Origin of the sequence: Pandoraea nosoerga (assembly GCF_902459585.1) — a bacterium.
In the GTDB taxonomy this organism is placed as follows: Bacteria; Pseudomonadota; Gammaproteobacteria; order Burkholderiales; family Burkholderiaceae; genus Pandoraea; species Pandoraea nosoerga.
In genome coordinates this window covers 249,442-268,721 of the sequence record NZ_CABPSC010000001.1, presented here as the reverse complement: position 1 = coordinate 268,721, position 19,280 = coordinate 249,442, and the positions used below count along the sequence as shown (strand labels likewise).

General features: G+C 66.5%; 16 protein-coding genes. 10 read left to right on the top strand and 6 right to left on the bottom strand.

All coding sequences use genetic code 11. The features are described 5' to 3' along the window. The first annotated feature begins 74 nt into the window (after positions 1 to 74). The 5 genes from PNO31109_RS01180 to PNO31109_RS01160 all read left to right on the top strand — a co-directional run bounded on the left by PNO31109_RS01180 (position 75) and on the right by PNO31109_RS01160 (position 6,018). The gene (locus tag PNO31109_RS01180) at positions 75 to 959 is read left to right on the top strand and encodes an ABC transporter substrate-binding protein (protein ID WP_150553802.1); all 885 of its coding nucleotides are present in this window, start codon (positions 75 to 77) and stop codon (positions 957 to 959) included. A 13-nt stretch (positions 960 to 972) separates the two neighbouring features. Next, a complete protein-coding gene (locus tag PNO31109_RS01175) occupies positions 973 to 2,112 on the top strand; it encodes an amino acid ABC transporter permease (protein ID WP_150553801.1) in 1,140 nt (379 codons plus the stop codon). A 14-nt stretch (positions 2,113 to 2,126) separates the two neighbouring features. Then, positions 2,127 to 2,870, top strand: coding sequence for an amino acid ABC transporter ATP-binding protein (locus PNO31109_RS01170; protein ID WP_150553800.1), 744 nt, complete (start codon positions 2,127 to 2,129; stop codon positions 2,868 to 2,870). 125 nt (positions 2,871 to 2,995) lie between these two features. After that, the gene (locus PNO31109_RS01165; RefSeq protein ID WP_150553799.1) at positions 2,996 to 3,664 is read left to right on the top strand and encodes an HD domain-containing protein; all 669 of its coding nucleotides are present in this window, start codon (positions 2,996 to 2,998) and stop codon (positions 3,662 to 3,664) included. A 194-nt stretch (positions 3,665 to 3,858) separates the two neighbouring features. Continuing rightward, positions 3,859 to 6,018: a TonB-dependent receptor gene (locus tag PNO31109_RS01160; protein ID WP_241013720.1), complete on the top strand. Its 2,160-nt coding sequence runs from the start codon at positions 3,859 to 3,861 to the stop codon at positions 6,016 to 6,018. A gap of 141 nt (positions 6,019 to 6,159) precedes the next feature. Here the strand turns inward: PNO31109_RS01160 and PNO31109_RS01155 are convergent, their stop codons facing one another. After that, positions 6,160 to 6,633, bottom strand: coding sequence for an Lrp/AsnC family transcriptional regulator (locus PNO31109_RS01155; protein WP_150553798.1), 474 nt, complete (start codon positions 6,631 to 6,633; stop codon positions 6,160 to 6,162). Between the two features lie 271 nt (positions 6,634 to 6,904). Here PNO31109_RS01155 and PNO31109_RS01150 point away from each other — a divergent pair, with 271 nt between their 5' ends. The 3 genes from PNO31109_RS01150 (at position 6,905) to PNO31109_RS01140 (ending at position 10,812) form a co-directional block, all read left to right on the top strand. Then, positions 6,905 to 8,173, top strand: a complete 1,269-nt coding sequence (locus PNO31109_RS01150; protein ID WP_150553797.1) for a Zn-dependent hydrolase — start codon at positions 6,905 to 6,907, stop codon at positions 8,171 to 8,173. 174 nt (positions 8,174 to 8,347) lie between these two features. Continuing rightward, the gene (locus PNO31109_RS01145) at positions 8,348 to 9,649 is read left to right on the top strand and encodes a diaminopropionate ammonia-lyase (protein WP_150553796.1); all 1,302 of its coding nucleotides are present in this window, start codon (positions 8,348 to 8,350) and stop codon (positions 9,647 to 9,649) included. Continuing rightward, entirely contained in the window at positions 9,646 to 10,812 is a 1,167-nt protein-coding gene (locus tag PNO31109_RS01140) for a M20 aminoacylase family protein (RefSeq protein ID WP_150553795.1), read from the top strand. The genes PNO31109_RS01145 and PNO31109_RS01140 overlap by 4 nt, the downstream gene beginning before the upstream one ends. Before the next feature lie 26 nt (positions 10,813 to 10,838). Here PNO31109_RS01140 and PNO31109_RS01135 read toward each other — a convergent pair whose 3' ends face one another. Then, positions 10,839 to 11,648 (bottom strand): GntR family transcriptional regulator, encoded by an 810-nt coding sequence (locus PNO31109_RS01135; protein WP_150554152.1) that lies wholly within the window; start codon positions 11,646 to 11,648, stop codon positions 10,839 to 10,841. Between the two features lie 339 nt (positions 11,649 to 11,987). On the opposite strand from PNO31109_RS01135, the gene PNO31109_RS01130 reads away from it, so the two are divergent. After that, the gene (locus PNO31109_RS01130; protein WP_150553794.1) at positions 11,988 to 13,442 is read left to right on the top strand and encodes a 2-hydroxymuconic semialdehyde dehydrogenase; all 1,455 of its coding nucleotides are present in this window, start codon (positions 11,988 to 11,990) and stop codon (positions 13,440 to 13,442) included. A 75-nt stretch (positions 13,443 to 13,517) separates the two neighbouring features. Here PNO31109_RS01130 and PNO31109_RS01125 read toward each other — a convergent pair whose 3' ends face one another. The 3 genes from PNO31109_RS01125 to PNO31109_RS01115 all read right to left on the bottom strand — a co-directional run bounded on the left by PNO31109_RS01125 (position 13,518) and on the right by PNO31109_RS01115 (position 17,400). After that, on the bottom strand, positions 13,518 to 14,741 hold the full coding sequence (locus PNO31109_RS01125) for an aminotransferase-like domain-containing protein (RefSeq protein WP_150553793.1): 1,224 nt from the start codon (positions 14,739 to 14,741) through the stop codon (positions 13,518 to 13,520). Between the two features lie 21 nt (positions 14,742 to 14,762). Next, entirely contained in the window at positions 14,763 to 16,262 is a 1,500-nt protein-coding gene (amaB, locus tag PNO31109_RS01120) for an L-piperidine-6-carboxylate dehydrogenase (protein WP_150553792.1), read from the bottom strand. Between the two features lie 112 nt (positions 16,263 to 16,374). Then, the gene (locus PNO31109_RS01115; protein ID WP_150553791.1) at positions 16,375 to 17,400 is read right to left on the bottom strand and encodes a DUF1338 domain-containing protein; all 1,026 of its coding nucleotides are present in this window, start codon (positions 17,398 to 17,400) and stop codon (positions 16,375 to 16,377) included. A gap of 184 nt (positions 17,401 to 17,584) precedes the next feature. On the opposite strand from PNO31109_RS01115, the gene PNO31109_RS01110 reads away from it, so the two are divergent. Further along, the gene (locus tag PNO31109_RS01110) at positions 17,585 to 18,508 is read left to right on the top strand and encodes a LysR family transcriptional regulator (protein ID WP_150553790.1); all 924 of its coding nucleotides are present in this window, start codon (positions 17,585 to 17,587) and stop codon (positions 18,506 to 18,508) included. Here PNO31109_RS01110 and PNO31109_RS01105 read toward each other — a convergent pair. Then, a complete protein-coding gene (locus tag PNO31109_RS01105; protein WP_150553789.1) occupies positions 18,493 to 19,152 on the bottom strand; it encodes a YitT family protein in 660 nt (219 codons plus the stop codon). The genes PNO31109_RS01110 and PNO31109_RS01105 overlap by 16 nt on opposite strands. Between the last annotated feature and the right edge of the window lie 128 nt (positions 19,153 to 19,280).

The window sequence follows — 19,280 nt, the reverse complement described above, 5'->3', positions numbered from 1 at the left end:
TGGGGCACCGCCCCCCAGCCGCTCAACGTCGTCAGACACAACCTCGAACCTCGAAGACGCAAGGAGACTCCCCCATGAAACTGATCGAACGGCAAGACAAGACACGCGCACCTCGCAAGATGGCGCACGCGCGCATGCTGCTCATTTCGGCCGTGCTGGGCGGCCTTTGCGCGAGTGCCGCGGCCGCGCCCGATTACGGCAAGTGCGAAGTCACCGGCACGCGCGGCTCGGTGAAGCTCGAGACGGTCACGCCGGGCGCGCTGTCGGTGCGTCCCGTGCTGCCGGCGCCCGGCTGGTGGAACGGTGACTCGCCCGACACCATCAAGGACGGCTTCGAATACTGCATGGCCGCCAACATGGCGTATCGCGCCGGCCTCGATCGCGTGATCGTGGTGAACCGCTCGTTCGCGCAGGTCGTCACCGGTCAGGCGAAGGGCTTCGACATTGCGTTGAGCGAGATCACCATCACCGACGAGCGCAAGAAGGTCGTGAACTTCACCGATCCGTACTTCACCTCGGACCAGGGCGTCCTCGTCAAGACGGGAACCAAGGTCGACAAGGACAGCATCAAGAAGATGCGCCTCGGCGTGAAGCAGGGCACCACCATCCTGCCGTACTTGACCGACAAGGTGAAGGTCGCCGAGCACCCGAAGGTCTACACCGACACGGCCGCCATGTACGCCGCGCTCGCCGCCGGCCAGGTGGATGCCGTGCTGTACGACACGCCCAACGTGCTCTCCATCGCGAAGAAGTCCGAAGGCCGCTTCGAAGTCGTGGGGCGCTACGACACGAGCGAGCAGTGGGGCGGTCTGGTGAACAAGGATTCGCCGAATCTCGCGGCGTTCAACAAGCTGATCGCCGAGATGAAGAAGGACGGTACATTCGACCGGCTGGCCACGCAGTACCTGGTGCCGAGCCTCGGGGCAGACCCGGCCAAAGTGCCGGTACTGACGCCGTGAGGTCACCGTGTCGATGAGCGAATCCCCTCGGAAGGCGGCCGGCGCCGGGATCGGCGCGGCGGGGCGCGAGCGGCGGCTGAACATCGGCGGCATGCCGTCCTCGCCGTTCACGCTGTTGCTCGTGGCGCTGATCGGTGCGCTCGTCGCCATCGCGGGCAGCGCCTACACGATCGTCGCCTTGCGCGAAGGCCTCGTCGCGAACCAGCTCGACGGCTGGTGGGTGCCCGTGGGCGCCGTGCTGCTCGGCCTCGTCTCGCTGATCGTGCTCATGCCGCTTGTCCGGGCATTCGCGCGATGGCGCGCGTTTCGCCGTGCCGCCGCGCGCCGCGACGTCGTCGCCGCGCGCGTGGCGCGCGCCGAGGCAGACGTCCAGAGCTGGATCGCGCTCGGTTACACGCTCGCGCAGGTCATCGTCGTGCTTGCGCTGCAGTTCGTGCTCGCGAACCATCTCGCCGTGGCCAAGACGTTTTTCTTCCTGCCGCTGATCGTCAAGACGTTCCCGCTCGTGCTCGACGCGTTCTGGGTGAACGTGAAGATCTTCATCATCGCGGAAGTCTTCGTGCTGATCTGGGGCCTCGTCGTGGCACTGGCGATGTTCGCGCCGGGGCAGGCGGGCAAGCCACTGCGCTTCATTGCCACGGCCTACGTCGATATTTTCCGCGCAATGCCGGCCGTGCTGGTCATCTATCTGGTCGGCTTCGGCCTGCCGCTCACCGGCGTGCCGATCCTGAAGGACCTGTCGCTCACCACGTATGTCGTGATCGCGCTGACGCTCACCGTCGGCGCTTACGTGGCGGAAATCTACCGCGCGGGGATTCAGGGCGTTCACTGGAGCCAGGTGGCCGCCGCCCGCTCGCTCGGCCTGTCGTACACGCAGACCCTGCGCTTCGTGGTGCTGCCGCAGGGCATCCGGCAAATCATCCCGCCGCTGCTCAACGCATTCATCGCGCTGCAGAAGGACACCGCGCTCGTGAACGTGGTCGGCGTGATCGATTCCTTCAACCAGTCAATGGTCATCGCCTCGAATCACTACAACCTGTCGGCTGCCACGACCGTGGCCGTGCTGTTCATCATCATCTCGATCCCGCAGGTGCGTTTCGTGGAACGGATGGCGCAACGCGACCGGGCCCGCATGCGTGCGGGCGGCGCCTGAAGGAGCGAACGACCATGTCATTCCTCGAGATTCGCGACGTCACCAAGTCATACGGCGACGTGCCGGTCCTCAACGGGCTCGCGCTGAGCGTCGAAGAGCATCAGGTAGTCTGCCTCATCGGCCCCTCGGGGTCGGGAAAGTCCACGCTGCTGCGCTGTATCAACGGGCTCGAGCCCATCGACGCCGGCGAGATCCTCGTGCACGGCGACCGGATTTCGGGGCCGGGCGTCGATGTCAATTCGCTGCGCCGCGACATCGGCATCGTGTTTCAGGGCTACAACCTGTTTCCGCACATGACGGTGCTGGAGAACGTGACGCTCGCCCCGATCCGCGTGCTCGGGCAGCCTCGCCGCGAGGCCGAGGATCGTGCGATGGCGCTGCTCGAGCGCTTCGGTCTCGCGCACAAGGCAGCGGAGTATCCCGACCGCATGTCGGGCGGCCAGCAACAACGCGTGGCGATCGTGCGCGCGCTGGCAATGGACCCGATGGTGCTGCTGCTCGACGAGATCACCTCGGCGCTCGATCCGGAACTGGTCTCCGAAGTGCTGAACATCGTGCGCGATCTGGCGCACGACGGCATGACCATGCTGCTCGCCACGCACGAGATGGGCTTCGCACGCGAGGTCGCGTCCAAGGTCTGCTTTCTGTGCGACGGCGTGGTCTGTGAAGAGGGGCCGCCCGAGCAGATCTTCGGCGATCCGCAACAGGAGCGCACGCGAGCCTTCCTGCGCAGCATCCGGCAGGCCAAACGTCTTTGAGAGGGGCGACATTCGACTCGATTGCTCACCCAGTTTGGGGGACCTTCGGGTCCCCGTTTTTTTTGGCGAAGAACGACGCCCCGGCAGGTAAAATTGCGGGCTCTTTCCGCCGGGACATCATCGCCATGCTCGCCCACGCCTTCGCGCCTTACGGCACCACGATCGCCGCAGTGCTCGCCGCCGCGGGCGCCACGGAACCGTCGCACAGCGGCGACGGTTCACACGACGGATCGCATCTGATTCGCGTGTGGCGCCTCGTCAAAGAGATCGCCGCCGGCGAGTCCGGCGCCGATCTGGAGGTGCTGGCTGTCGCCACGTTGCTGCACGACTGCGTGCAGGTGGAGAAGACCGATCCGCGTCGCGCACACGCGTCGCGTTTGTCGGCGCAAAAGGCCAGCGGCATTCTGCACACGATTGGCTGGCCCGCGGCGCGCATTGCCGCCACGGCGCACGCTATCGAGGCGCACAGCTTCTCGGCGGGCATTGCGCCCGAGACGCCGGAAGCGAACATTCTGCGCGATGCGGACCGGCTCGACGCGATCGGCGCCATCGGCATCGCGCGCACGTTCTACGTTGCCGGCCGTGTCGGCTCCCGCCTCTACGACCCCGCCGATCCGTTCGCCGCCGCGCGCCCGCTCGACGACCGGCGTTTCGCGCTCGATCATTTCGAGACGAAACTGCTGCATCTGGCCGACGGCCTGACGACGCGCACCGCGCGACGCATCGGCGAGCAGCGCGTGGCGAGCATGCGCGCATTTCTCGACGTGCTGCGCGAGGAAATCTCGCCATCGTGACGGTTCGGTAATTTCCGGCCCGCGGCCATACCTTGCGACGCCGGTTTCGTCCCGGCGCCCGGCTGACAGCCGGGTCTGCCCCCCGCCTTGGAGCAAAATTCGGAGCAAAAAACAGTCATTGACCTGCTTTTTCTTTCAAATGATAATACGTCTCGTTTTTATATTACGAATCATTACAAAAGATAGGCAGGGAGATGAAACGAGTATTGCATCCGGCACGCCGCGTCGCGTGGGTGGCGCTCGCGTGCCAGCCGATGATGGTGGGCGCCGCGCTGGCACAGGACGGCGCGCAGCCGGCGGGCACGGAATCGGCTGGTGCGGCGGCGACCGTGCTGCCGGCGGTGGTGGTCAACGCCAGTTCGATCCGCGATCCCGGCGAGGGTTACAACCCCACGAGCGCGGTGAGCGCCACGAGGATCGACGCCCCGCTGCGCGACATTCCGCAGACGGTCAACGTGGTGACGGCGGAAGTCATGCGCGATCAGCATGCGAATTCCGTGCAGGACGCCCTGAAAAACGTGGCAGGCATCGGGTTTTCCACGGGTGACGGCCAGCGCGATCAGGTGACCATCCGCGGGTTTTCGGCCATCGCGGACCAGTTCGTCGACGGCATTCGCGACGATGCGCTGTATTTCCGCGATTTGTCCAACGTCGACCGTATCGAGGTCGTCAAGGGGCCGGCCGCGGTGCTGTACGGCCGCGGCTCGTCCGGCGGATTGATCAACCGGGTGACCAAGAAGCCCGGCGTCGACGTGACGAGCGTCGGCGTGAGCTACGGCTCCTGGGCAGACCGGCGTGTCGAAGCCGACGTCGCCCGCGTGTTGGGCGACGGCGCGGCGGCGTTCCGTATCACGGGGGCGCACGAGGAAGGCAAGAGCTACCGCTCCCAGCAGTTTCTGAACCGCTCGGCCGTCGCGCCCTCCCTGGAACTGCGCCTCGCGCCGAGGACGACCGTGCTGCTGCAGGCGGACTATCTGGAAGATCGCCGTCTGACCGACTTCGGCATTCCGGCCTATCGGGGGCGCCCCGTCGATGTGCCGGCATCAGCCTATTACGGTGCGGCCAATGCGGGACACGTCGACTACACGCGCTCGCGCGTCTATTCCAGTACCGCGACGATCAAGCACGAGTTCAACGACGAGTGGTCGGTCCGCAACGCCACCCGCTACTACCACTATTCGCTCGATCGGAACAACACGCTCGTGGGCACCGTCAACGAGGCCAATCGCACGTTGACGTTCAATCACGGCAACGTCTATCGCGAGGAGCACGGCTGGTTCAACCAGTCCGAACTCACGCAAAAAGCCGTGCTTTTTGGCATGAAGCACGAGCTGCTGTATGGCGTGGAGATCGGCCAGCAGAACAAGGATCTCGTCAGCTATTCGGCGCCGGTGACCGACGCGAGCGGCAAGACGATCAACTTCGACCTGTTCGCGCCGCGTTTGCCGACGCTGCCGCTGCATACCTCGACGACGCCGACGGCCAACAACCTCGGCGTGTTCAAGACGCTCGGTTTCTACACGCAGGACATGATCGCCTTTAGCGAGCATTGGAAGGCATTGCTCGGCATTCGTTACGATCGGTTCGAGCAGCAGACGTTTGAGCGCCGTCCCAACCAGCCCAACCTTTCGCGCACCGACACGGCGTGGAGTCCGCGCGCGGGGCTGGTCTGGCAGCCCAGCACGGCGCAGTCGTATTACGTGTCGTGGAGCCGGTCCTTCCAACCTTCCGGCGAAGCGTTTTCGCTGGCGGCCAACAATGCCGAGCTCGCGCCCGAGACCACCACGAACACCGAAGTCGGGGCGAAGTACGACTGGCTCGACGGCAAGGTCACCACGACAGTGTCGGTGTTCCGGCTCGAGCGCAGCAACATCAAGGTCGCCAACGCGGCTGGTACGGCGTTGATCCCGATCGGCGAGCAGAGAACCGACGGCGTGGAGCTCAGCGGGGCGGCGGAACTCGGACAAGGCTGGCGCATCCTGGCCGGCTACGCGTATCTCGATGCAACCGTCACCAAGTCGACGCCCGCGCTGCAGGGCAAGCGCGCGACGCTCACGCCGCGCCATTCGGGCAATCTCTGGCTGACGAAACGCCTTGGCGGCGGTTTCGGCGTTGGCGGTGGCCTGAACCTGGTGGGCGCGCGCATGGCCGACCCGCTGAACACGGTGACGCTGCCCGGCTACGTTACGGCCGACTTCATGGCGTGGTATGCGTACAAGCGGATGACGCTGCAACTCAACGTCTACAACGTGTTCAACAAGGGCTACATCGTCTCCGCACACGGCTCCAGTCCCAACCTGAACATGCCGGGCGCGCCGCGCAGCGCCATGGTGACGCTGCGCTACGAAATGTGAGGTGGCGGGCGGAACACATGCCGCTCGCGCGCGAGGAAGCGCCCGCGACGCCTCGCGCGGGCGGCCGCGCCCGCCCAACCGACCTGGCGCGGCCGACGTGAGACCGGCCGCGCCACGCCTGCCGGCGCAGCGGCTCGCCGATTACTTCTGCGCCGCGTCCAGCGGCACCTCCAGTCCCGCCTTGACGTGGCTCATCGTCACGAGCGTCTTGAAGCGCTTGACGTTGTTGCTCTCGAAGAAGAGCGCTCGGGTGAGTTCGGTGTACTGCGCCATGTCGCGTACCACCATGATCACGACGAAGTCGCATTCTCCCGCGACGTAATAGCACTGCTGCACTTGCGGACACGCGAGGAAGCTGCGCTTCATGGCGTCGAGCAGATCCAGCCGCTCGTTCTCGACCTCCACTTCGGTAATGACCGTCAGGGGATAACCCACGCTTGCGGGATTGACCAGCGTGACGGTCTTGCGCGTCACGCCCTCGTCCGCAAGCTTCCTGAGCCGCCGGTTTACCGCCGCGGACGACAGATTCACCTGCGCGCCGAGCGCATGCTGGGGAGTGGTCGCGTCTCGCTGAATCGCCGCGAGCAGGGCGACGTCGTAACTGTCCAGGCTCATGATGCGCAACAAAAATTCGTTTTGAACGCCCAAAACGCGCGATTACTACGCGCGCGTCGGAATATTATTCAGGCTATCCGATGATACTCCGCTAGCGGTGACGCGCGCACCCGCCGCGTCCGCCAGCGAAGACGGCGCCGCCCGAGCAGGCGTCCCAACCCTTGCTCGCCCCCTACGGGCCTCTTGCTCGCTCTTACTCATCCTTACGCGTCCTCACCCATCCCTTACTTATCCCTTACCCATCCCTTACCCGCCAACACATCACTGACTCATGCAAGCTTCGAAAGTCGCCGCCCCCCTCCGTCTGAACGGTTCCGTTCTGTTGCAGCAGCTTCGCGAGCTGGGCGAAATCGGCGCCGATCCCGTCGCAGGCGGGCGCACGCGCATTGCCCTCACGGACGCCGAGAAAGCCGGTCGGGATCGGGTCGTCGCGTGGATGCGCGAACTCGATCTCGACGTGCAGATCGACCGCATCGGCAACATCTTCGGCACGCTCGCAGCCGAGGCAGCCTCCGGCGATGCGCCCTTGCGCCCGCTCATGATGGGCTCGCACATCGACACGGTGGTCAACGCCGGTGCGCTTGACGGCTGCTACGGCGTGCTGGGCGGACTGGCCGTCGTGCGAGCGTTTCGCGACGCCGGCATCTCGCCATCGCGACCGATTACCGTGGCCGCATTCACCAACGAGGAGGGCGCGCGTTTTCACCCGGACATGATGGGCTCGCTCGTGCACGCGGGCGGCTTGCCGCTTGACGAGGCGCTCGACGCCATCGGCACGGACGGTGCCCGCCTTGGCGACGAACTCGTGCGCATCGGTTACGCCGGCGACATGGCGCCGGGCACGCTCGTGCCGCACGAGTACCTCGAACTGCATATCGAGCAAGGGCCGATTCTCGAAGCCGAGGGGCTGGAGATCGGCGTCGTCGAAAACCTGCAAGGGATCTCGTGGCAGCAGGTCACCGTAGAGGGCAACGCCAATCATGCGGGCACGACGCCGACTCGTCTGCGCCACGACGCCGGTTACGTCGCCGCCGCGGCTGTCGCCGAGCTTCGCCGCATCGCGGTGGCCTCGGGCACCACCCTCGCGACGGTCGGCACGTTGCGCGTCGAGCCCGGCGTCATCAACGTGATCGCGCGCAAGGCGGTGTTTACCGTCGACATGCGCGACCCGGACGAGCAGCGTCTTGCCGCCGGCGAAGCGCGCTTTGCGGAATTTCTGGCGACCCTTGCGAGGGAAGAGGGCGTGCGCGTGACGACCGAGCGGCTGGCGCGCTTCTCGCCCGTCGTCTTCGATGCCGCACTCGCCGAGGCGATCGAAGCCAGCGCGAAGCGCATGGGCCTGTCGTACAAGCGCATGACGTCGGGCGCCGGCCACGACGCGCAGATGATCGCGCGCATCGCGCCCGCCGCCATGATTTTCGTGCCGAGCCGCGGGGGCATCAGCCACAACCCGCGCGAGCATACCGATGACGACCAGTTGGTGCACGGCGCCGAGGTCCTGCTCGACGTCGTCGCACAGCGGCTCGGCATCGCGCGCTGAATCGGGGCCCGGCGATGCCCATGGACGCCATAGACGCCCATAGACGCCCACGCCCATCAACGAGGTTTGCGAACGCGCGTCGCAACGCGGCGTCCGCCGGGCGCTGGCAAGGCAATTCGCCGGCTCATTCGTCTCATGTCTCATTCGCTTCATTTGCTTTACCGGAGCCCCCCAATGCTTTACGTCAATCCGCATGTCATGCGCGCGCCGTATCCCGCGCCGCTTCAGGACATCATGAGCATCGCCCGCGCGCAGCAGAGCCGCACATGGCTCTCGCACTGGAGCGGGTTGCGCCCGGGCAGTACGCCGTTGCGCGTCCTGCCTGAGCTGGCCGCCGAACTGGGCGTGAGCGGTGTGCTGGTGAAGGACGAAGCGCAGCGCTCGTCGCTCGGCAGCTTCAAGGCATTGGGCGCGCCGATCGCGCTCGCGCGCCTGCTGCTGCGCGAATACGGCGGATACGATGAATACGGCGAACATGGCGAACATGGCGAACATGGCGAACATGGCGGAAGTGGCATCACGGCCGCCACGCTGTTCCAGGGCGAGCACCGCGATGCGCTGTCGGACTTCACCGTGATCAGCGCCACCGACGGCAATCACGGACGCGCGCTCGCGGCCGCGGCGCAGAGCATCGGCTGCCGTTGCGTGATCGTGCTGCACGCCCATGTGAGCGAAGAGCGCGAGCAGGCGATCGCCGCGCACGGTGCGCGGATCGTTCGCATCGCGGGCAACTACGACGACTCGGTGGCCGAGGCGGCGGCGCTCGCGCATCGCCATGGCTGGCATGTGGTTTCGGACACCTCCTACGAAGGCTATGAGGCGATTCCGCGCGACGTCATGCAAGGTTATGGCGTGATCGCAGCCGAGATCGAGGAGGCGCTGCACGCCGACGGCCGGGCGTGCCCGCTGACGCACGTCTTCCTGCAGGGTGGGGTGGGCGGACTGGCTGCCGGCGTCGTGAGCTATGTGTGGGAGCGCTGGGGCGCGTGGCGTCCGACGTTCGTGGTCGTCGAGCCGGTGCAGGCCGACTGCCTGTATCAAAGCGCGATGGCCGGCAAGCCGGCATCCGCGTCGGGTTCGGTCGACTCGGTCATGGCCGGGCTGGCGTGCGGCGAGACCTCGCCGCTGGCGTGGCGTTTCCTGCAACCGTCGGTCGACGCGTTCATGACCGTCACCGACGCGCAGGCCGTCGCCGCAATGCAGCGGCTTGCGCGCGGCAGCGAGCGCGACGCGCCCTTCGTCGCCGGCGAATCGGGGGCCGCGGGACTGGCCGGCCTGATGCAGGCGGCCGCTTCGCCGGAGATGGCGCAGGCTATCGGCCTGGACGCGGCGTCGCGCGTGTTGCTGATCAACACGGAGGGCGCCACGGCGCCGTCCGTGTATGCCGAGCTCGTCGGCGAGCCGGCGGATTCGGTGCTCGCGCGCGGGCAGGCGTGGCACGCACGCCGACAGACTCACGGAGGGAGCCTCGCATGACGCAGGACATCTATTTCGCCAAGGCGCTGCGTGCATGGCGGCACGCGTTTCACCGTCAGCCGGAGACCGGCTTCGAGGAGGTGGGCACGTCGCAGACGGTCGCGAAGATCCTGGAGAGCCTCGGGCTGGACGTGCATCGCGGCATCGGCGGCACCGGCGTGGTCGCGAGTCTGCGTGCCGGCGACGGCAAGGGCGTCATCGGCATTCGCGCCGACATGGACGCATTGCCCATCGCGGAGAATGCACCGGGTCGCGAGCATGCGTCGCAGGTGAGCGGCAAGATGCACGCCTGCGGACACGACGGCCACATGTCGATGGTGCTGGGCGCGGCGAAGCTGCTCGCCGAGTCGCGCGACTTCAACGGCACCGTCCGTTTCATCTTTCAGCCGGCCGAGGAGCATGGCCGGGGTGCGCGCGCGATGATCGCCGACGGCCTGCTGGAGCGCTTTCCCATCGACGCGATCTATGGCGTACACAACATGCCCGGCATTCCGAGCGGGCACATCGCCACGCGCGCGGGCGGCATCATGGCGAGCGAGGACAACTTCGTCATCCGCATTCGCGGCAAGGGCACGCACGCGGCGCGTCCGCACATGGGCGTCGATCCGCTCGTGATCGGCGCACAGATTGTGGTGGCGCTGCAAACGGTGGTCTCGCGCAGTGTCGATCCGGGCATGTCCGCGGTGGTGTCGTGCACGGAGTTCATCACCGACGGCATTCGCAACGCGATTCCGACGAACGTCGTGATCAAGGGCGACACCCGCAGCTACACACCGCAAGTGCAGCGGCTGCTCGAGTCGCGCATGCGCGAGATCTGCACGGGCATGTGCGCGATGCATGGTGCGCACTGCGAGTTCGAATACACGCACGAGTTCGCGCCGACGGTCAACCATGCCGAAAATACGGCGCTCGCCGTGCGGGCGGCGAGCGCGGTCGTGGGGGCGGCGATGGTCGACGCGGACGTGGCGCCGGTAATGGCGTCGGAGGATTTTGGCGTTTTTCTTCAGCACGTGCCGGGCAACTTCGCCTTCATCGGCAACGGCTGTGGCGACGAACCCGGCGCGACCCCGCTGCACAACGCGGGGTACGACTTCAACGACGCGATCTTGCCGGTGGGCGCGCGCTATTTTGCGCAGATCGTGCGTGAGAGCCTGCCGCGCTGAGCGATCCGTTCCGGGCGTGTCGGCGCCTAGCGCACCGCCGCGAGCGGCGCCGTCCCGGCGTTGAGGATGGCCTCCGGTAATTCGCGCACGGCCTCCAGCGTCTTGCGGATGTGGGCGGCAAGCAGTGCGGCGGCCCGGTCCGCGTCGCGCGCGAGGCACGCATCGAAGATGGCCTGATGTTCTTCGTGAACGTCGCGCGGCACCGGCCGGTGCGTGATCGACAGGCGCCGGTATCGTTCGGACTGGCGATACAGGATCGCCAGGAAGTGATGCAGCCAGCGCGACGGGCATGCGCGGATCAACGCCTCATGGAACGCGCGATTGCGCGCCTCCCACTGCGCAAACCGGTTGCCGCCGCCATCCCTGCCGTTGCCGCTGTCTTCCTCATCGCCCACATCGCCCTCCTCGCCATCTCCTTTTCCTTCCTTGCCTTGCGCCGCACCCCCCAGTCGCTCCTCGGCGAGCGTGAGCAGGTGAAACGCGCTCGTCAGGTCAGCCTCCCAGGCGTCGTCGCCCAGCGACACGGACTGGCGTAGCGCTTCGGTCTCCAGTTGCACCCGCGTCTCGGTAATGTCGATGAAGTCGGCCAGCGAGATCGGCGTGACGCGAAAGCCGCGATGCCCGTGCTGCACGACGAGCGCATCGGCGACGAGCAGCGCGAGCGCCTCGCGCAGCGTGCCAGCGCCCACCTCGTAGCGATCTTTCAGGTGCTCGACGCGCAACTTCTCTCCCGGTGCGAGCCGCCCTTGCACGATGTCGGCGCGCAGGCGCAGGTAGGCGCTTTGCGCGAGCGTGGCGTCGGCGGCCTGGAGGGAAAACGGACTGGAGCTGTGCATACGGTGCGTGGGGGCTGGAAGATGGGCAGGGGAGATGGGTTGGGCGATGAACTGGGCGATGAGCCGGGCGTAAAGGGACGTTGCGGGAAGTTGCGTGACGTTGCGGGACACTGCGCGTGCGCGGTGTGTCGGGAATGCCGAGATTATAAGCAACTTGCTCCGGACTTTCGTTAAATTAAATAAAAATCGATATAAATAAAAATTCTCGAGAAAATGTTGACGGCGACGGACGGGCGGATTTATCGTGTGCGGCATGCCGTGAGCGGCGCGCCGCCGCCCGAGCGGCCCGGACCAACCCAATACGGCCCGATACAACCCGATACAACGAGAGAGCGAGACATGAAGGATTTCCAGAATTTCATCAACGGCGAGTGGGTGTCGACCGCCCGCACGTTCGAGAACCGCAACCCCGTGGACAACGGCCTCATCGGGCACGTGCATGAAGCCGGGCGTGCGGAAGTGGACGCCGCCGTGCGCGCCGCCCGCGCCGCGTTGCAGGGACCGTGGGGCAAGATGACCGTCGCGCAGCGCGTGGAACTGCTGCACGCGGTGGCCGACGGCATCCATCGCCGTTTCGACGACTTCCTCGCCGCGGAGATTGCCGACACGGGCAAGCCGCACGGTCTGGCAAGCCATCTCGATATCCCGCGCGGCGCCGCGAACTTCAAGGTCTTCGCGGACATGATCAAGAACGTGCCGACGGAGTCGTTCGCGATGGTGGCCCCGGACGGCGGCAACGCGCTGAACTACGGCGTGCGCACGCCGCGTGGCGTGATCGCCGTGATCTGTCCGTGGAACCTGCCGCTGCTGCTCATGACGTGGAAGGTCGGCCCCGCGCTGGCCTTCGGCAACACCGTCGTCGTGAAACCGTCCGAAGAAACGCCGGCGACCGCCACGCTGCTTGGCGAGGTCGTGAACGAGGTGGGGGTGCCGGCTGGCGTGTACAACGTCGTTCATGGCTTCGGGCCTGATTCGGCCGGCGCCTTCCTCACGGAACATCCCGGCGTGAACGGCATCACGTTCACCGGTGAGACGCGCACCGGCGAAGCGATCATGAAAGCCGCCGCGAATGGCGTGCGTCCGGTCTCGTTCGAACTCGGCGGCAAGAACCCGGGCATCGTGTTCGCGGATGCCGATTTCGACAAGGCTGTCGCCGGCATTGCGCGCTCGAGCTTCGACAACAGCGGTCAGGTCTGCCTCGGCACGGAACGCGTCTACGTTCAGCGCCCGATCTTCGAGCGCTTCGTGGCGGCGCTCAAGGCGCGCGCGGAGTCGCTGACGCCCGGCGATCCGTATGCGCCCGGGACGACCTTCGGGCCGCTCGTCTCGCAGGTGCACCGCGAGAAGGTGCTGTCGTATTACGCGAAGGCGCGCGAGGAAGGGGCGACGGTGGTCACCGGCGGCGGCGTGCCCGACATGCCCGCGTCGATGAAGGAAGGCGCCTGGGTTCAGCCCACGATCTGGACGGGGCTGCCGGAGACCGCATCGGTCATTCGTGAAGAGATCTTCGGGCCATGCTGCCACATCGCGCCGTTCGACACGGAGGAGGAAGTCATCGAGATGGCGAACGCGACGCCGTATGGCCTTGCGGCTACCGTGTGGACCACCGACGTGAGCCGCGCGCATCGCATGGGCGCCGCGCTCGAAGTCGGTGTGTGCTGGGTCAACGCCTGGTTCCTGCGCGACCTCCGGACCGCCTTCGGTGGCGCGAAGCAGTCGGGGATCGGACGTGAAGGCGGTGTGCACTCGCTCGAGTTCTACACCGAACTGCGCAACGTCTGCGTGAAGCTCTGAGTCCACCCGCCGACAGCACGGCCCAATGGAACGCTCGGCGCTCGCGAGGACGCTTTGCCGCCGAGCGTCGGTACGCTACGCCGTTTGCGAGGCGCTCGCCGCCATCGCCCGTGCCAGGCGGGCCACGCCTTCGTCGATGGCGTCCACGGCCGGCGCGGCGAACGACAGGCGTAACGACGATTCGGCTGCATCGTCTGTATTGGCTGCATCGTTCGCATAGAAGGCCTTGCCCGGTACGAACAGCACCTTCTGCGCGATCGCGTGCGGCAGCAGCTCGCTGGTCTTTCGCGCCGACAATCGCGCCCACACGAACATGCCGCCCTGCGGCGCGTGGAATTGAATGGCGCTGCCCAGCCGCTCGCGCAGGGCGTTGCACATGGCCTCGCATTTGCGCCGGTACGCGTCGGTGATCTCGGGCAAATGCCGGCTCAGTGCTCCGTTTGCCAGATACTCGGCCGCCACGGCTTGCGTCCACGGCACGCTGCACAGGTCGACCGTCTGCTTGGCGATCACGCATCGGCGCGCGATCTCCGGCGGTGCGATCGTCCAACCGATCCGCAAGCCGGGCGCCACGATTTTGGACAAGCTCGAAAAATGCACGACCCAATCGCGCGACCCCGGCACTTCGGGGGTCAGCGCGAGCAGGGACGGCACCGCTTCGCCCGCGAAGCGCAGGTCGCCGTAAGGATCGTCCTCGACGATCACGAATCGATATTCCACCGCGAGCTTCAGCAGGGCAATGCGCCGCTCGCGCGACAAGGTCGCGCCCGTCGGGTTCGCAAACGTCGGCACCGTGTACAGCAGCTTCGGGGCCACGATCCTCTCCTCGCGCAGCTGGGCGGACAAATGGCCGACGTCGAGCCCGTCCGCGTCCACCGGCGCGGTCACGATGGTTGCCTGCTGCAGGCGCAGCGCCTGCAACGTGGCCGGATACGCGGGCTGCTCCGTGACGACGACATCCCCTGGCGCCACCATCACGCGCAGCAGCAGGTCGAGCCCCTGCTGGGAGCCGGTCGTCACCAGCAGTTCCTGCGCCGCGCACGGCGCGCCGCGCGAAGCCATCAACGCGACGAGTTGCGCCTTGAGTTCGGCCAGGCCGTCGGTCGGACCGTATTGCAGGCACCGCGTCGGCTGCGCGAAGGCGCGGGCCTGTGCGGCCGCCAGCCCCTCACCGTCGAACAGGTCGCTCGCCGGATAGCCGCCGGCGAACGAAATCATGCCGGGCTCGGACAGGTATTTGAACAGCTCACGGATCGGCGAGCCGGCCGGATCGGCAAACGGAGAAGTGAACGCGTACATGGAGGCTTTGCTATCGCGACTTCACTCGATCGAGAAGTCGATGCCTTGCGCGAGCGGCAGGGCCGACGAGTAGTTGACAGTGTTGGTCGCACGGCGCATGTAGCCCTTCCATGCGTCCGAACCCGACTCGCGACCGCCGCCCGTTTCCTTTTCGCCGCCGAACGCGCCGCCGATTTCCGCACCGCTCGGACCGATGTTCACGTTCGCGATGCCGCAGTCGCTGCCCGCCGACGACGTGAAGCGCTCGGCTTCGCGCAGATCGGTCGTGAACACGCACGAGGACAGACCGTGCGAGGCGGCGTTGTTTGCCTCGATGGCTTCCGCGAAGTCGCTGTACTTCAGGACGTACAGGATCGGTGCGAAGGTTTCGCTCAGCACCACTTCCGTCTGCGACGGCATTTCGACGATCGCCGGCTTCACATAGAAACCGTTCTCGGCGCCGGCTACGACGTGGCGCTCGCCGCCGGTCACCTTGCCGCCTTGCGCGCGCGCGCGCTCGAGCGCGTCCTGCATGCGCCCGAATGCGCCTTCGTCGATCAGCGGCCCCATGAGCGTGCCGCGCTCCAGCGGATTGCCGATCGCGACCTTGCCGTACAGCGCCTTCAGACGCTCGAGCGTCTTGTCGTAGACGCTCTCGTGCACGAACAGGCGGCGCAGCGTGGTGCAGCGCTGACCGGCCGTGCCCACTGCCGAGAACAGAATGCCGCGCAGGGCGAGCTCCATGTCGGCGCTGCCCGTGACGATGCCGGCATTGTTGCCGCCGAGCTCCAGGATCGAGCGACCAAAGCGGCGCGCCACTTCCACACCGACCTTGCGGCCCATCTCGGTGCTGCCCGTCGCGCTCACGATGGCGGAGCGCCGGTCGGCGACCAGCGCCTCACCCACCTCGCGGCCGCCGATTACGAGCGCCGTCAGGCCCTCCGGGGCATCGCCGAATTCGGCAATGACTTCTTCCATCAGCTTGTTCACGGCCAGTGCGCTCAGCGGCGTTTTCTCCGACGGCTTCCACACCACGGCGTTTCCGCACACGAGCGCGAGCGCCGCGTTCCACGACCAGACGGCGACCGGGAAGTTGAACGCCGAGATGACCGTACACACGCCCATCGGATGCCACGTCTCGGCCATGCGGTGCCCCGGGCGCTCGGAAGCGATCGTCAGACCGTACAGCTGGCGCGACAGGCCAACCGCGAAGTCGCAGATGTCGATCATTTCCTGCACTTCGCCCAGGCCCTCCTGCAGGATCTTGCCGGCTTCGAGCGTGACCAGCGCGCCCAGCGCCTGCTTGCGCTCGCGCAGCTTCTCGCCGAGCAGCCGCACGAGTTCGCCGCGGCGCGGCGCCGGCACGTTGCGCCATGTCGCGAAGGCGCTCTGCGCGCGCGCCAGTGCGTGCTGGGCGTCGGCCACCGAGGCGCTCGCCACGCGGCCGATCAGCGCGCCGTCGATCGGCGAATGCACGGCGATGTCGCCGCTCTCGGCCAGCTTGGCGATGCCCAGTTCGTTGAGAATGGAAGATGCGTTCACGTTGTTACCCCTTATGGAATTCAATGTTGGCCGACGGTGTTGCAATCGCGCCGGCGGTAAAGCGCGCAGCATGGGCACACGCCGCCATTGTGCGCCGGCTGCGAGCCGAGACTCATTTGGCGTTGGCCGTCATCTTGAAAATGCCCTGTGCGTTGCCGGCGTCGAAACGCAGGTCGATCTTCCAGCGGCGCTCAGCGGTGTCGTACTCGCGATGGCGCGTGATGAACTCGTAGAACGAGCCCGGCACCTCGCGCGTGACGGTCTCGCCGTCCTTGCCGCGGAATTCCCGGCGCACCGTGTCGGCGCGATACGCGGTCTGGAACACGCGTCCCGAGCGCGAGCGCTCGACCTCGGGTTTCATCGGGCGGCCCTTGGCTTTCTCGGCGTCGGAGAGCGCGAAGACGTCCGCCACGCGGTCGGTCGCGTGGTTGAACGCGTTGCCCTCGGTCGCGATCCACGCCATTTCGGCGGATTCGGCCAGCAGCAGTTCATAGTCGGCTTCGCTCGGCATGTCGTGCTGACGCGCGAACGCCCCCACGATCACCGGCAGCAAGGCCTGTGCGCTTTCGAGCGGCAGCGTGCCGTCGCGCTCGAGCTCCCACAACTGGCCGACGGCGGCTGGCGTCAACGGATCGCGCGAGGTACCGACCACGCGCGACACCGCTTGCTGGAACGTCTCCGAAAAGCGCTCCGGGTGCAGCTCGCTCACGAAAAACTGCGAAATTTCTTCGGGGGCGTCTTCATGCGCGTAGGCTCGGCCCGTCATGCCCAGACGGTCGAGCGCATAGCGACCGTTCAGACGGAAGCCGAGCGGGCGCAGGATACGCGTGAAGGCCGCCTCGCCCGGCGGTAGCGCGCCGTTTTCATGCCAGCGCACGGTGCGCAACGCGCCATGGTCGAAATAGACGCTGCCGCCGTTCGCGATCGTCTCTTCAGTGTAGGTCCGGCCATTCGGCGAACGCGCCAGTAGTCCCTCGAACAGCGCCATGTTCATGGCCTGCGCCAACTCGGCGCGGCTCACGTGGCCCGGCTCGCAGTCGGCGAGGATCGACGGGGAATTAAGTGTGGCGAACAGCGCGTCGGTACGCGTCTGCCCAATCAGGGAGACCAGCAGGGACTGCACGTTGGCATTGCGCATCGGTTTGTCTCGCAGGGAGGGCGCCGTCTTGGGCGGCGCCACGGAGTGTCAGGGCTCGGCATGCAAGCAAAGGCGGCGCCCCCGGGGCTGGCTCCCTACCTCTTGCAGTGACAGCATTATTGAAACGGACTGGGCGCGCGTAAAGCGAGATAAAATTGCCACTTGATGCGTTTTCGGAATCAACATGCGTAAATTCAAGACGCCCGGCACCGCCGCGCTGCTGGCGTTCGAGGCTGCCGCCCGGCACGAGAGCTTCACTCACGCGGCGCGCGAGCTGTTTCTTACGGAGAGCGCCGTGTCGCGTCAGATTGCCACGCTCGAAGCGCAGCTCGGCGTGCGTCTTTTCGTGCGGGCCAAGCAACGCGTGGTGCTCACGCGCGCCGGGCGACTCTACAGTACGCAGGTGCGCCGCACGCTCGAGCAACTGGATCGCGACACGCTCTCGATCATGGCGCATGGCAGCGGCGGCGGGTATCTGGAACTGGCGGTGCTGCCGACTTTCGCGTCGGAGTGGTTGATTCCGCGAATGAAGGACTTCAACGAACGCCACCCGGACGTGCGCGTGAACATGGGCGTTCACACGGATCTCTTCACATTCGACGAGACCCACTTCGAAGCGGCCATTCACTTCGGGCAGCCGACGTGGCCCGGCACGTCGTCGGACTATCTGTTCGGGGAAGAGGTGGTGCCGGTCTGTCGGGCGTCGCTACTGGCCGGCCCGGTGCGCTCGGCGGCCGATCTGCTGGCGTATCCGCTGCTGCACTCGACGACGCGCCCGAGCGCCTGGACGCGCTGGTTCGCCGAGCAGCGCATCGAAGACAATCGCACGCTGCAAGGCGTGCGCTACGAGCTGCACACGATGCTCATCGCCGGGGCGGCGGCCGGGCTCGGGGTGGCGCTCGTGCCGAAGTTCTTCGTGGAAGGGCAACTCGACGCGCTGGGCCTCGTGATCCCGTTCGACGTGAAGAGTGTGGCCGAGTCGGCGTATTACCTCGTGTATCCGACGGAACTCACGCATGGGCAGCCACTGAGCGTCTTTCGCGAGTGGCTGCTGCGTCAGGCGAGCGCCTATCGTCCGGGTCGCGGTCCGGATCAGCGCCCGGTGTAGCGGCCCGGCCGGTGCCATGCCACGACCATGCCGCTCATCGCAACGGCCGAGAGCGCCGACCACGCGACGCGGCCAGCCGGAATGGTGGCGAGCGAGGCGAGCAGAATCGTCGCGTCGATGCAGACCTGCGAGATGCCGGCGTTGATGCCGCGCTCGCGTTGCAGCCACAGCGTGACGATGCCGGTGCCGCCCACGCCAGCCCCGTGCCGGGCCAATGCCAGGATGCCCATGCCGCACAGCGTGCCGCCGACGAACGAGGCGAACAGCGGATTGATGAAGGCCACGTTGAACGTCTGCGGCATGGCCGCAAGCGCGAAGGTGATGCCGAAGCTCGCGACGGTGGACTTGAGCGCGAAGCGCGGGCCCATCGTGAAATACGCGAACAGGAAGAACGGTATGTTCACCAGCGTGAAGATGGTGCCAACCGGCAGCGGAAAGACATAGGAGGCGAGCAGTGCAATGCCGGCCACGCCGCCGGTCACCAACCCGGCGGCCTTGAGCAGCACCAGACCCACCACCACAAAGGCCATGCCGATGATCATCGCGTAGATGTCTTCGAACACGGAGTGCGGAACGCCGATTGTGTCGGTTGCCGCAATGGCGCCGCGGGTCTTGCCCGCCATCGCGCCCGTTTCGTGTTTCATGATCTGTCAATCGAGGACAACGAGACGGCGCGTCCGACTCTCCTTGTGTCGTCACGCGCCGCCAGAGATTTCCCGCGTCGCTGTCTCGGGCGACGCGCAGCTTCACAGCTTGTTATGAATGGATAAAT